This is a genomic window from Wenjunlia vitaminophila DSM 41686, assembly GCF_000380165.1.
Taxonomy (GTDB): Bacteria; Actinomycetota; Actinomycetes; order Streptomycetales; family Streptomycetaceae; genus Wenjunlia; species Wenjunlia vitaminophila.
This window is the reverse complement of record NZ_KB904678.1, coordinates 38,002-50,548: the sequence shown is the minus strand read 5'-3', so window position 1 is coordinate 50,548 and position 12,547 is coordinate 38,002. Positions and strand designations below refer to the sequence as shown.

Genomic DNA, 12,547 nt, shown 5'->3' with positions numbered 1-12,547 from the left:
CCACACACCGACCATCATCAGAAAACACCCGCACCCCAGCAGCCGACTCCGCCATCGCCCCCAACTCCGCCAACTGCCGCCCCTCCAACCCCACCGTCACCGCACCCACCGGCTGCACATCGCAATACCCCNACTCCCGCCCCAACCGCCACACCTGCTCCACCACACCCGCCGTATCCGCCACCGGAAACGTATTCGCCATCGCATGCACCGCCGTAAACCCACCCCGCGCCGCCGCACGCGTCCCCGTCGCCACCGTCTCCGCATCCTCCCGACCCGGCTCCCGAAGATGCGTATGCAAATCCACCAACCCCGGCAACAACACCAACCCCTCCGCATCCACCACCCGCACACCACCACCACCCGAACCACCAGCCGACACACCCACACCCACCTCAGCCACCACACCACCCACCACCAGAACATCCCGCGGCGCACCCCCCAACACCCGCGCACCACGAATCAGGAACCCGCGCTCAGCCACGTGCCGACACCCGCCCCTCCCGGCGCACCGCGAACACCGGCCCGTCGGCGCAGATCAGCGCGGACTCGCTGGCTGCGGTCGTCGCCGCCGTCGCGCACCCGTGGCAGTAGCCGAGACCGCAGGCCATGTGCGCCTCCAGGGACACCTGCAGGGTCGCCGCCCACCGGTCGGCGAGCCGCGCGCACAGCGCGGTGAGACGTTCCGAGCCGCACGTCAGGACCTGCTGCGCGGGGGCCTCGTCCAGCGCGTCCCGCAGCAGCGCACCCACCGTGTGGGGGTCGCTGTCCCCCTCCTCGTCGGTGACCTCGATCAGCCGGGATATCCCCAGCTCCCGGTAGTCCGAGGCGCCCACGAGCGCGTCCCGGGTACGGGCGCTGACCACGGCGGTCACCTCCACACCGGCGGCAACCGCGTCCTCCGCGCAGGTCATCAGCGAGCACACCCCGATGCCCCGGCCGACGAGCAGCAGCCGCCGGGTCTCCGGCGCCAGGTCGAAGCCCCGGCCGAGTGGGCCGACGACCTGCAGGGCACCGCCGACCGGCACCTGGCTCAACGCCTGGGTGCCGACCCCGCGCACCCCGTACACGATCTCCACCTGGCCGTCGGTCGGGTGCCTGCGGTGGATCGCCATGGGGCGCGGCAGCACCGCACGGACCGAGGTCTCCTCGGGCACCGACACCATGACGAACTGACCCGGCCGGGCCGACGCGGTGATGGTGGGTGCGGCGAGCCGCATCCGGTAGTGGCGGTCACCGACCGGGGCGTTCTCCACCACCTCGGCCCGGTCCCAGGTGGGGCTGCCGGGGCGCGGCCCGCCTACCGGTGCCAGCGTCCAACCGTTCGGCACGCTCATGCGGCCCGCTCCTTCGTGGTGTTCGCCGGCTCCGCGAGGAGACCGTCCAGCCGGAGCAGGGTGGCCAGGAGCACCCGGGTGCCCGCGGCGAGTTCCTCCGGGGCGGTCTGCTCGGCCGGGGTGTGGCTGAGCCCGTCCTTGCTGGGCACGAAGATCATGCCCGTGGGCACCACGTGGTTGATCATCTGGCTGTCGTGGCTGGCACCGCTGGTCATGACGTGATACCTGACGTCCAGCGCGGTGCAGGCCTCGGCGACCGTGTCGGCCAGCCACACCGGGAGGATCACCGGGGAGGCGTCGGCGAGGTCCTGGGCCCGCAGGGCGATCCCGCGGCGCTCGCACACCTCGCGGGACCGGGCGACGAACTCCGCCGCCGTGTGGCGCTGCCGGTCGCTGTCCACGTCCCTGATGTCCACCGCCATCTCGACCTGTCCCGGGATGGTGGTGATGGAGCCGGGCCGGACCTCGAGCTTGCCGACGGTGATGCGGGTGCCGTGGTGCCGCGAGTCGGTGGCCAGTTCCTCCGCGAGCAGCACGCACTCGGCCGCCGCGGTCAGGGCGTCGGCGCGGTCGCGCATCGGGGTGCCCCCGGTGTGCGAGGCCCGACCGGTGAGGCTGAGCCGCAGCCGGCTGCTCCCGGAGATCTCGTCAACGATGCCCACGGGCAGGCCCAGGCTCTCCAGCACGTTGCCCTGTTCGATGTGGAGCTCGACGAACGCGTTCCACTCCGCCGGGTCCCACCGTGCGGCGTCCACCCCCTCGGGGGCCAGACCGACCTGGCGCATAGCGTCCGCGAGGGTGGTGCCCGCGGCGTCCCGGAACCCGTCGAGGTCGGTGGCGCGGGTCAGTCCGGCCGCGATCCGGCTGCCGGTGCACGCCTGGCCGAACCTGGCGCCCTCCTCGGCGGCGAAGGCCACGAACCGCAGCGGGTGGTCGTGCGCGGCGTCGTTGTCGGCCAGGACCCGGGCCACCTCCATCGCGGCCACCACGCCGGCGATCCCGTCGAACCGTCCGGCCTCGGGGACGCTGTCCAGGTGCGAGCCGGTGCCCAGGGCGCCGCGCCGCTCGCTGAGGCGACCCGGGCGCAGCGCGTGGGTGTTGCCCGCCGCGTCGGTCCAGGTGGTCAGGCCCAGGTCGCGCATGTGGGCGGCGAACCGCTCGTGCGCCCGGCGTTCCATCGGGGTGTAGCCGAGCCGGGTGACCCCGGCCCCGTCTCCCTCGCTGAGCGAGGCGAACTCCTCGATCAGCCCGGCCAGCCTCCGGGCGTCCACCTGGTCGGCGAGGTCCCGGACCCGCTGGGCGGGGACGGTGGGGGCGGCGGTGGGGCGCCGCTCGTCGTGCTCAGTGCGCATGGTCGGTACCGGTGTCCCGGGCTGCGGGGGTCAGGGTGTGCTGGTCCACCAGCACCAGGTGGTGCGGCACCGCGGTCTCCCCGGAGGGCCGCGGGCCCACCGCCTCGGCGACCGCCTCCAGGGTCGCCTGGTGGGCGTCGAGGTAGGACCGCACCTGCCGCAGCAGGAACGCCGGCACGCCGTGCAGCACGGCCAGCGCCACCTGCCGTCCCCGGACCAGCTCGACGTCCACGTCGATGACGCCGTCCTGGAGGCGGAACGGGACCGCGGGGACGCCCGACTCGCGGGCGAGGACGTGCCCCAGCACCGCGTTGTCGCTGTCGTCCCAGGTCAGTACGGTCTCGGGTCGGTGGGGACGCAGGGCGTCGGCCATCGCCCGGCCGACGGTCTCCATGGCCGCGGCGGAGCGGCTGTGGTCGATGTCCACGGCGCCGTCACGGAGTTGGGTGAGGTCGCGGACGGCGGCCAGCACGTCCTGCGGGCTGGGTGGGCGGGTCATAACGTCCTCCTACGGGCGTGCGCTGTGGAGTTCCTCAAGACCCAGGACCGACACACGGACTGGGCGGGGGCGTGCGGAGGCGTCCGCACCCGCGGACACCGGGGTGCCGGAGGGGGCGCCGGTCGACCCGGGCCCGTCCGCCAGCACCGAAAGGACGGCGTTCACCCGGGCTCCGGCCTGGGCCAGCGCCTCGACGTGGGCCTGGACCTCCGCGTCGGCGGCGGTCGAGGGCACCACCAGGGCGACCGCGGCGGCCGAAGGCGCGCCGGTCGCCGACGCGTCGTCGGGGGTCACCACGGTCAACGGGAGACCGGTGTGCAGGGAGATCGCGGTGGCCAGCACGGCCGCGGGCCAGCCCGCTGCCACCAGCCGGGTGGTGTCGGGCGGAACCGCCGCGCCCAGGTCCGCGGCGACCCGGCGCAGCACCGACGGGCGTTGCAGGGCGCGCATCTCCGCGAACTCCAGCAGGTCCGTGAGGTGTCCGCGGTGCGGGATCGCGCTGGCCGCTATGTCGGCGAGGAGCTCGGCGTGCCGCCGGGACCTGACGTCGTCGACCGGGAAGGACGGTTCCGCCATCTGCTATCCCTTTCTCGGAGGGTTGATCAGTGCCTTGCCCGCGGCCTCGCCGGCCGGGGCCGCTGTGCTTCCTGTCGGGGTGGGCCGGGTGCCGAAGTCCCCGGTGTAACCCATCTCCTGGGACATCAGCCGCGCCGCGCGCAGCACGACCTCGGTGGCGCGGGTGCGCTGGATCGGGTCGCGCATCCGGTTGCCGGCGGCGGCCAGGGTGACGCTGGAGACGGACTGCGCGGTGGAGGTGAACACCGGCGCGGAGACCGCCCAGACGTCGTCGTCGAGTTCGTTGGCGCACACGTCGTAGCCCTGGTCCCGGACCCGGGTCAGGTGCTCCTCGACCTCGCTCACCGTGCGGGGGGTGTCCGGGGTGTACGCGGTGAGCTGCGCCTCGCCCAGGATCAGCCTGACCTGGGCGGGCGGCAGGTACGCCAGCACGCTGCGGGCCGAGGCCGCGGCGTGCGGCGGCATCTCCTGACCGGCCCGCACGTACAGCCGCAGCGGGTGGCGGGCCTCCACCAGCGAGACGCACACCAGCCGGGTGCCCATGAGGTTGGTGAGGAACACCGTCTCGCCGCTCTCCCGGGCGGCCTCGACCAGCGGCCCGGGCGGCGTCACCAGCGTCCCGTGCTCACCGGTGAAGGAGCCGAAGAGTTCGGTCGAGGCCGGGCCGAGGAAGTAGCGCCGGTTCAGTGGCGACCTGGTGACGTAGCGCTCCTCGACGAGGGTGGACAGCACCCGGTGCATGCTGCTGATCGGGGTGTCCAGTTCCTCGTGGAGTTGTTGCAGGCTCATTCCCTGGCGGTTCATGGCCAGGGCCCTGATCACTCGAAGCGCGCGCGTGACAACTTGCATGGTCAGCTATCCGTTTCCCCGGGACGGTCGGTCGTCGGCGGACCGTCCGGGGTGCCGTGTCGGCGTGGTCGCGTCCTCGTGATCGCCCCCCGGGCGGACCAGCTCAGGCAGCTTAGCCACGCCGGCCCCCGCGCAGCGGTCGTCGAGTTCCCGGACGATCTCCGCCATGGCCTGGGGACGGGCGAAGGTCGCGGTGCCCACCTGGACGGCGGCGGCACCGACCCGCAGGTAGTCCAGGGCGTCCTGGGCGGTGGAGACCCCACCGCACCCGATGACCGGGACGGGGACCGCCTGCGCCACCAGCCAGGCCAACCGCAGGGACAGGGGCTTGACGGCGGGTCCCGACACCCCGCCCACGGTGTTGCCGAGCACGGGCCGCCCGGTGCCGGGATCGACCACCATCCCGGGGTAGGAGTTGGCGACGACCAGGGCCTCGGCCCCGGCCCGGTGCGCGGCCCGCGCCACCTCGGTGACCGACGCCACCATGGGGGCCAGCTTGACCCAGACCGGACGGCCGCCGGCACGGTGCCGCACCTCGCGGGTGATCCGGGCCACCGCCTCCGGGTCGGCCCCGATCTCGGTGCCCCCGTGCTCCAGGTTGGGACACGAGACGTTGATCTCCAGGGCGGCGTACTCGGCGTCGCCGAGTTCCTCGGCCACCTCGGCGTACTCCTCGGGCCGCAGTCCTCCCACGCTGACCACGACCGGGCGGCCGGTGGCGTGGTAACGGGGCAGGACGTCCCGCAGGAACCCCGGGACGCCCGGGCTGGGGATGCCCACGCTGTTGATCATGCCCATTCCGGTCTCGCTGAGCCGGTGCGCCGCGTTGCCCCCGCGTTGGGCGGAGAAGACGGTCTTGGTGACGACCGCGCCGAGCCGGTCCATGGGCAACAGGCCCTCGAGCTCGGGGCCGAAGCAACCGGAGGCCGGCATCACGGGGCTGTCCAGGAGCAGGGAGCCGAGCCGCACCGAGAGGTCGGCGGTCACCCGCGCGGGGTCGGGGGCGAAGAACCGGGCCCTGGCGTCCTCCGGGGTGGGGCGGGCCGGCGGGCCGACGCCGGCAGCGGGTGCCGGGCCGGTGAGGTGCCCCCCGACGTGCCCCGCGCCGTGGCGGGGCCCGGCAGTCAGTGTGGGGGAGGTCGATCCGGTGCGGCCGCTCATGCCGGGGCACCGTCCCGACGCGCCGGGGGAACCTGGGCGGGCTGCCCGAGGCGGTGGGCGCTGCGCGCGGCCAGCCGCAGCATGGCGAGCTGGGCCGGCTCGTAGTCCTCGAGCCAGGCGTCGGTGGCCCGGTTGGCGTGCGCGACCAACAGCGCACCGGCCCGCAGGCCCAGCGCCCGGGCCACCGAGAACACCGTCTCGGTCTCCATGTCGATCCCGTCCACGTCCAGTCCGCGCAGCGCGGCCAGGTGCGCGGCGGAGGCGGCCTCGAGGCCGGGCAGCGGCCGGCCCTGGCCGAGGTAGTAGGTGTCGCTGGAGGCGACCGTGATCCGGGCGAGCTCCGTGCCCAGGGCGGTCGCCTCGGCGCGCAGCACGTCGAGCACCTCGGGGTCGGCGGTGCGGGGCTCGGAGTCCCGCGCGTAGACGGCCGCTGCTCCGGTACGCGGCACCGCGTGGGTGACCGCGCACACCGAACCGGGGCGGACCCAGTCCCGCAGCGCTCCCATGCCCCCGACCCGGAGCACCGTGTGCACGCCGAGCCGGGCCAGTTCGACGACGGCGATCTCCGTGGAGGGTCCCCCGATGCCCGTGGAGCACACGGCGACGGGGACGCCGGCCACCTGGCCGGTCCCGATGCGGAACTCGCGGCGCTGCCCGAGGACGGAGAAGTCCGACAGCACCGTGGCGGCCAGGTCCACCCGCGCCGGGTCGCCCGGCAGCAGACAGACCCCGGGGAAGTGGCCCAGGCGCGCGGGAAGGTGCGGGGCGGCTCCGTTCCGCCATGGATCCTGGGCGCTGCGGGCCATCAACGAACCTCCATTTATGGATGCATGTTTTCCAGATCTGGCAGTATGCATTGCGGTCGGTGGAGCGTCAACAACCCCTGAATCCTAGCTCTCGAACGGTGATTTGGGCGTTATGGACCGCGTTATGTCCGAGATGTAACATCTCAGAGGGGGTTGACGAAGTGGGGTCTGCGGTTCATCCTCGAACACGCATCCATGGAAGTTTTTCTTCCATTCATGGAAGAGTCAGTGGCGCCGGCCGCTCATCGAGCCACCGCGCTGACCGGATCACAGGGAGCCTCGTGCAAGACCATCAGGGGAGCCGGAACGGCGGCGGCAGCCGCCCATCGCCCGCCGCCGTCGGGGTGGACGGCGGGAGCGCGCGCACGAACACGCTGGTGTCCGCCCGAGGGGTCAGCAAGACGTACACGGCCGCCAACCGGCAGCCCGTCCTGGCGCTGTCCGACGTGGACCTCGACGTGGCCCAGGGAGAGATCGTCGCGCTGATCGGCCCGTCCGGCTGCGGCAAGTCCACCCTGCTGCGGATGATCGCCGGCCTCGACAACGACTACGACGGCGAGCTGTCCTGGACCCGTGCCCCCCGCCCGGGCAAGGACATCGGGTTCGTCTTCCAGGAGCCGGCCCTGCTGCCGTGGCGCACCGTGGAACGGAACGTGTCCATGGGCCTCGAGGCCCAGCGGGACCGCTCCGCCGAGGGCAAGGCACGGGTACGGAACCTCCTGGAGCTGGTCGGCCTCACCGAGTTCGCCCGCTCGTTCCCCAAGGAGCTCTCCGGCGGCATGCGCCAGCGCGCCGCCATCGCCCGGGCCCTCGCCTACGACCCGCAGATCCTGCTGATGGACGAGCCGTTCGGCGCGCTCGACGCGATCACCCGCGACCGGCTCCACGACGACCTGCTGCGGATCTGGGAGCAGACCCACAAGACGATCGTCCTGGTCACGCACAGCGTCGAGGAGGCCACCTACCTCGCCGACCGGGTCGCGGTGATGAGCGCGCGGCCGGGCCGGATCAAGGCGGTCCACCAGGTGCCGCTCGACCGCGACCGCACCCCGGAGGCCCGTCGGCTGCCCCAGTTCGCCGAGTTCTCCGGCATGCTCCGGCAGGAACTCCAATGAGCGGCGACACCAGCACCGCCCTCCGCGAGCCCGTCCCCGCCCCACCCCGTCCGCGCCCGACCGGAAGGCCGAGACCGGCCGCCGTCCGCATCACCCTCGGAGTGCTGGCCGCCGCCGCCTACCTCGCCGTGGTCATCGCCGGCTGGAGCGTCTACGTGCGCGTCGCGGACGTCCCGGTCTACCTGCTGCCGCCGCCGGGGGAGGTCTGGGACGCCGCCCGGGACCTGATAGGCAACGGCCAACTGTGGCCCAACCTCGGCTTCACCGCACGGAACATCGCGCTGGGCTTCGTGGGCGGCACACTGATCGGCACCCTGCTCGGCTGGCTGCTGTGGTCCTCCCGATGGGCCCGCGAACTCCTCGCACCGTACATCGTGCTGCTCCAGGCCGCCCCGAAGATCGCCGTCGCCCCACTGCTGGTGCTCTGGTTCGGGCTCAGCCAGACCTCGCAGCTCGTGCTGATCCTGCTCCTGGCCTTCTTCCCGATGATGACAGCGATGCTGCTGGGGCTGCGTGACGTCCCGGCGGACGTCGCCACCCTCGGCAGACTGCTCCACCTCTCCCGGTGGCAGTACCTGCGCACCATCCAGCTCCCCGCCGCCGTCCCCGCACTGCTGGCCGGGGCCAAGGTCGCCGTCATCGACTCGATGACCGGCGCGTTCCTCGCGGAGTACCTCTCCGCACAGAAGGGCCTGGGCTACCTGATGGTCCTGGGCAACACCAGTAACGACACCCCGCTGCTCATCGCCGCGGTGGTGATCACGGTTCTGGTCGGCCTCGCCGGATTCGGCCTGGTCTCGCTCGCGGAGCGCCGCCTGCTGCGCTGGAACCGCTGAACCTCCCAAGGAGAGTCATGAAGAACATCAAACGCCGCGGTGCCGTCGCGGGCGTCCTCGTCCTCGCGGCGACCGCCGCCGCGGCGTGCAGCCCGGGCTCCTCCGGGGGCTCGTCCTCGGGCAGCAACGCCGACGGCACCAAGAAGGTCACCATCCAGATCGACGGTGCGGCCGTCCCCTACTACGCCCCGCTGTACGCGGCCAAGGAGCAGGGGTACTTCAAGAAGAACGGCCTGGACGTCAACTTCACCTACGCCCAGGGCTCCGACATCGTCAAGAACGTCGCCGCCGGCAACGTCAACTTCGGCTTCCCCAACGGCGACTCGGTGATCACCGCCTACGGCAAGGGCATCAAGACCAACGTCGTCCACACCACCTACCAGCAGGGGATCGGCGCGCTGCTCTCGCAGACCAGCTCCGGCATCGGCTCGGTGGAGGACCTGAAGGGCAAGACGGTCGCCGTCACCGACCTGGGCAGCCCCAACTACATCCAGCTCCAGGCGATGCTCAAGAGCGCCGGCATGGACATCAGCGACGTCAAGGTGAAGCCGCTGGGCAGCGGCGTCATCGTGGACGCGCTGAAGAACGGCCAGGTGGACGCGATCGTCTTCTCCCGGCTGCGGTACTACGCGCTGAAGTCCGCCGGGGTGGACGTGCAGCAGATCCTCAGCGACAAGTACCTGCCGTCGTTCGGCAACGTGGTCATCACCAGCCCCAAGACGGTGGAGAAGGACCCCGACACGGTCAAGGCCTTCAACAAGGCCTTCGGTGAGGGCATCGACTACACCATCAAGAACCCCCGGGCCGCGGTGGACATGTCGGTGAAGAAGTACGCCCCCACCTTCAAGGGCCAGGAGGCGGACATCACCACCATCATCGAGGACGTCTTCACCAAGAACCTGTGGCAGTCGGCGACCACCGAGGAGAAGGGCCTGGGCTACCCCGACACCGCCCGTTGGCAGAAGGCGATCGACGCCCAGCAGAGTTACGGCCTGATCGACAGCTCGTTCAAGGCCGACGACCTCGTGGTGGCGCCCGATGAGCTGGGGTAGCACCACGGCACCCCGGGCCGTCCCCAGCGGTCTGGCCCGACGGGCCAGACCGCTGGCGGTCGGCACCGCCTCCCTGGCCGCCGGCGTCCTGCTCTGGCAGCTCGTGGTCACGCTCTTCGACGTGCCCGACTACAAGCTGCCCAGTCCAGGGCAGGTCGCCGACCGCGGCTGGGAACTCGGGCGGGACGGCGTGCTGACCCCGCACATCCAGCAGACCCTCGCCGAGGTCACCCAGGGAGTCCTCCTCGGCAGCGTGATCGGCGTCGTCCTGGCGGCCCTCTTCGTCCGGGTCCGTCTGGTCGAGCGGCTGCTGATGCCGCTCATCGTGGTCGCCCAGGTGACGCCGAAGATCTCCATCGCGCCGCTGATCGTGCTCTGGCTGGGCCTCGGCGTCGGCTCGAAGATCGCGCTGGTCACCCTGGTGTCGTTCTACCCGGTGCTGGTCAACACGGTGATGCGGCTGCGCAGCATCCCCAAGGGCGTCGACGACCTGTCCCGCATCCTCAAGCTCGGCCCGGTGGCCCGAGCCATCAAGATCGACCTGCCGTACAGCCTGCCGGCCATCGCCGCCGGGCTGCGCCTGGGCACCCTGGCGGCGGTCACCGCGGCGGTCATCGGGGAGTTCATCGGCGCCCAGTCCGGCCTGGGCTACCTCGAGCGGCAGGCCCAGGAGAACGACGACATCCAGCTCGTCATCGTCTCCCTGCTGTTGCTGTGCCTGCTGGCGCTGGCCCTGTACGCGTTGGTCAACCTCCTGGAACGGATCATCCGCACCCGCTTCGGCGAGGAGTGAGGCGACGGGGCGGTCGGGCCTGGGTGCGGTTGTCCGCTCCGGGCCCGACGCGTATTGTGGGCGCGTTCTCGCCCCGGCCAACCGCGTCACCCCGTTCAACCGGACCCTAGCCGGCCCCGTTCGAACCCTTGTGCACCAGATCAGGGCACCCTATGGTCCGTGGCGGGCGCCGACGACGGGGCGTCGTACGGCAGCACCTATACTCCCTCGAGCATTGTTCGAATCGCGGCAGAGCCCGGACTGGTCCCCGCCATCCGTCGGGTCGTCTTCGGTGTTGGTCCGCAGAGGGTGCGCCACTCGTGCTCGGGCGCTTCGAAAGGAGCGCGCTCGCCGGGGGGCCTCCCACCAAGGATCGCGAGGAGAACGGTGAAAAGGCGCAGAAGGGCTTCCTCGAAGATCTCGAAGGGTTGGTAGGTCACCCATGGTAGGCGTCACCCCCGAACTATCCCCGAACTACGCGGCGCAGATGGCCCTTTCCCGTGGCTATGCGGAGGACGTGGAGGTGCATGGAAAATGGCCCGTGCACTACCAGTTCCGTGCGGCCAAGGGGGACCACAAGAACCTTCTCGTGGTGTTCTCATCGGTGGGGAGCAGGTGGGGGTTCGGGAACGCACTGGACGGGATACAGTGCAACGTCCTGCGTATTCGTGACTACTTCGACGGAGCCGCCTCCTACTATGTGGCGCGCAACATGGACTTCAGCGTTTCCGAGTCCGTCGAGGCGCTGATCAGGAGCTTCATGGAGCGGCTCGGCGTGACCCGGGACCAGGTGACGCTGGCCGGTTCTTCGAAGGGGGGAAGCGCCGCCCTCTACTACGGGCTCAAGTACGACTACAAGAACATCGTGATGTCCACGCCGCAGTATTTCCTGGGCAGTTACTCCCACGGACACGGCGACCTCGGAAGGTACGTCCTCGGCGAGGGTGAGCCGATGGAGAACGTGAAGATCATGGACTCCGTCATACCCGACGTCCTACAGGCGGAGAAGGACTTCGACCGGAACATCTACCTCGTTTCCTGCGAGGCGGACTACCAGTACGAGCAGGAGGTCAAGCACTACCTGCCGGCGCTGCGGAAGTACGAGAACTTCAACCTCGTCCTCGTCGAGTCCCCCACCCTGCGCCGGCACGAGGAAGTGACCAGGCACGCCCTGCCGGTGCTCTGGAGCATCATCCACGCCCTGACCGAGGGCGTCGTCCTGCACTGGGGTCAGCACCGCGTCGGACCTGGCCCCGACGACCCGGCCAAGGCGGCCGAGTACCTGGCCGAGCTGCGGCGTCGGGACACCGCCCTGGCCATCCTCAAGAAGATCACCGTGAATGACCGCAAGGTCCACCTGAGCGGCCACGCCTTCCTCCCCGGGGTCCCCCCCGAGGGCGAGGTGGAGGAGCGGAAGCGACTCGTGCTGGAGCAGAACGGCAGGACCTGGGTCTTCCCCCTGGAGACGGTCAAGGTCCTGCGGCTGTACCGGGACTACTACGAGAAGTACTTCTGTGAGTACGCCGAAGGCGGGTTCAGCTCCGGAAGCGACAGCATCTCCTTCGACGCGCTCCCGCTCGGGAGCTACGACGTTTCCGTCTGGCTCTCGAGTGAACGCGAGGGCATCGAGCGGAGGACCCGGTTGATCTCGCAGGTCGTCGTGGACACCCGCTTCGTGTCCCAGGACGCGGAGATCATGGTCAGGGGAGGCCGCGGCGGACTCAGGGTCATCAAGCGGAGCGTCGTGGGGGAGGACTCGGACACCATCCGCTTCACCGTCGAGGACTCGTGGGTACGCGAGCGGGTCGCGCACGCGGAGGGCGTGTTCTTCCTGCCGGGCCGGAACGCCGACAAGTTCGCGCACGCCTCCTACTACCTCGTCCTCCAGGGGAAGGCGGGCACCTACTCCTTCCCCCTGGTGGCGCGGAGGAACGCCAAGCCGGTGCGCGCACGCAAGAGCCCTGACGACGTCGGCAACTACGACTTCGGGTACTACACCAGCCCGAAGGGCGAGGGAGTGGATGTCTCCGAGGTGCCGGCCGGCCGCTACACCATGCTGGTCTCGATGAGCGCCGGAGGGGCCCTCTACACCAAGAAGGCGGGCAGGGTGACCCTGCGCCGGACCAGTTGACCCGCCCACCGGCACCGGTGGGCCGCTCGGCACACCTCGGTCGGCAACGCCACCACCTGGT

The 12,547-nt window shown here is 71.1% G+C and carries 13 protein-coding genes; 5 read left to right on the top strand and 8 right to left on the bottom strand.

Annotated elements, in window-relative coordinates; translation table 11 throughout:
* The 8 genes from A3IG_RS30050 to A3IG_RS30030 form a co-directional block, all read right to left on the bottom strand.
* Window positions 1–484, bottom strand: a 484-nt coding sequence (locus A3IG_RS30050) for an amidohydrolase family protein (RefSeq protein ID WP_211219468.1), incomplete at its 3' end; no start/stop codon positions are given.
* Window positions 477–1,337 (bottom strand): iron-sulfur cluster-binding protein, encoded by an 861-nt coding sequence (locus tag A3IG_RS0116680; RefSeq protein WP_018384721.1) that lies wholly within the window; start codon window positions 1,335–1,337, stop codon window positions 477–479. The genes A3IG_RS0116680 and A3IG_RS30050, both read right to left, overlap by 8 nt.
* A complete protein-coding gene (locus A3IG_RS0116675; protein WP_018384720.1) occupies window positions 1,334–2,689 on the bottom strand; it encodes a Zn-dependent hydrolase in 1,356 nt (451 codons plus the stop codon). Before A3IG_RS0116675 ends, A3IG_RS0116680 begins: the two co-directional genes overlap by 4 nt.
* A complete protein-coding gene (locus tag A3IG_RS34290; RefSeq protein WP_018384719.1) occupies window positions 2,679–3,188 on the bottom strand; it encodes a hypothetical protein in 510 nt (169 codons plus the stop codon). The genes A3IG_RS0116675 and A3IG_RS34290 overlap by 11 nt, the downstream gene beginning before the upstream one ends.
* 9 nt (window positions 3,189–3,197) lie before the next feature.
* Entirely contained in the window at window positions 3,198–3,764 is a 567-nt protein-coding gene (locus A3IG_RS30045) for a hypothetical protein (protein WP_018384718.1), read from the bottom strand.
* Between the two features lie 3 nt (window positions 3,765–3,767).
* A complete protein-coding gene (locus A3IG_RS30040) occupies window positions 3,768–4,613 on the bottom strand; it encodes an IclR family transcriptional regulator (protein WP_078500584.1) in 846 nt (281 codons plus the stop codon).
* A gap of 6 nt (window positions 4,614–4,619) precedes the next feature.
* A complete protein-coding gene (locus tag A3IG_RS30035; protein WP_018384716.1) occupies window positions 4,620–5,774 on the bottom strand; it encodes a dihydroorotate dehydrogenase in 1,155 nt (384 codons plus the stop codon).
* Window positions 5,771–6,580, bottom strand: coding sequence for a nucleoside phosphorylase (locus A3IG_RS30030; RefSeq protein ID WP_018384715.1), 810 nt, complete (start codon window positions 6,578–6,580; stop codon window positions 5,771–5,773). Before A3IG_RS30030 ends, A3IG_RS30035 begins: the two co-directional genes overlap by 4 nt.
* Window positions 6,581–6,957: 377 nt before the next feature.
* Here A3IG_RS30030 and A3IG_RS0116645 point away from each other — a divergent pair, with 377 nt between their 5' ends.
* The 5 genes from A3IG_RS0116645 to A3IG_RS0116625 all read left to right on the top strand — a co-directional run bounded on the left by A3IG_RS0116645 (window position 6,958) and on the right by A3IG_RS0116625 (window position 12,486).
* Window positions 6,958–7,695, top strand: a complete 738-nt coding sequence (locus A3IG_RS0116645; RefSeq protein WP_018384714.1) for an ABC transporter ATP-binding protein — start codon at window positions 6,958–6,960, stop codon at window positions 7,693–7,695.
* Complete coding sequence (locus tag A3IG_RS0116640) at window positions 7,692–8,531, top strand: ABC transporter permease (RefSeq protein ID WP_018384713.1); 840 nt, start codon at window positions 7,692–7,694, stop codon at window positions 8,529–8,531. Before A3IG_RS0116645 ends, A3IG_RS0116640 begins: the two co-directional genes overlap by 4 nt.
* A gap of 17 nt (window positions 8,532–8,548) precedes the next feature.
* On the top strand, window positions 8,549–9,583 hold the full coding sequence (locus tag A3IG_RS0116635) for an ABC transporter substrate-binding protein (protein ID WP_018384712.1): 1,035 nt from the start codon (window positions 8,549–8,551) through the stop codon (window positions 9,581–9,583).
* Entirely contained in the window at window positions 9,570–10,376 is an 807-nt protein-coding gene (locus A3IG_RS0116630) for an ABC transporter permease (protein ID WP_018384711.1), read from the top strand. The genes A3IG_RS0116635 and A3IG_RS0116630 overlap by 14 nt, the downstream gene beginning before the upstream one ends.
* Before the next feature lie 466 nt (window positions 10,377–10,842).
* Complete coding sequence (locus A3IG_RS0116625; protein WP_051087530.1) at window positions 10,843–12,486, top strand: hypothetical protein; 1,644 nt, start codon at window positions 10,843–10,845, stop codon at window positions 12,484–12,486.
* Window positions 12,487–12,547: the final 61 nt, after the last annotated feature.

Coding starts and splice junctions, on each gene's coding strand:
- A3IG_RS0116640 (WP_018384713.1), top strand. CDS start 7,692: ATGAGCGGCGACACCAGCACCGCCCTCCGCGAGCCCGTCCCCGCCCCA.
- A3IG_RS34290 (WP_018384719.1), bottom strand. CDS start 3,188: ATGACCCGCCCACCCAGCCCGCAGGACGTGCTGGCCGCCGTCCGCGAC.
- A3IG_RS30040 (WP_078500584.1), bottom strand. CDS start 4,613: ATGCAAGTTGTCACGCGCGCGCTTCGAGTGATCAGGGCCCTGGCCATG.
- A3IG_RS0116675 (WP_018384720.1), bottom strand. CDS start 2,689: ATGCGCACTGAGCACGACGAGCGGCGCCCCACCGCCGCCCCCACCGTC.
- A3IG_RS0116625 (WP_051087530.1), top strand. CDS start 10,843: ATGGCCCTTTCCCGTGGCTATGCGGAGGACGTGGAGGTGCATGGAAAA.
- A3IG_RS30045 (WP_018384718.1), bottom strand. CDS start 3,764: ATGGCGGAACCGTCCTTCCCGGTCGACGACGTCAGGTCCCGGCGGCAC.
- A3IG_RS0116630 (WP_018384711.1), top strand. CDS start 9,570: ATGAGCTGGGGTAGCACCACGGCACCCCGGGCCGTCCCCAGCGGTCTG.
- A3IG_RS30030 (WP_018384715.1), bottom strand. CDS start 6,580: ATGGCCCGCAGCGCCCAGGATCCATGGCGGAACGGAGCCGCCCCGCAC.
- A3IG_RS0116680 (WP_018384721.1), bottom strand. CDS start 1,337: ATGAGCGTGCCGAACGGTTGGACGCTGGCACCGGTAGGCGGGCCGCGC.
- A3IG_RS30035 (WP_018384716.1), bottom strand. CDS start 5,774: ATGAGCGGCCGCACCGGATCGACCTCCCCCACACTGACTGCCGGGCCC.
- A3IG_RS0116635 (WP_018384712.1), top strand. CDS start 8,549: ATGAAGAACATCAAACGCCGCGGTGCCGTCGCGGGCGTCCTCGTCCTC.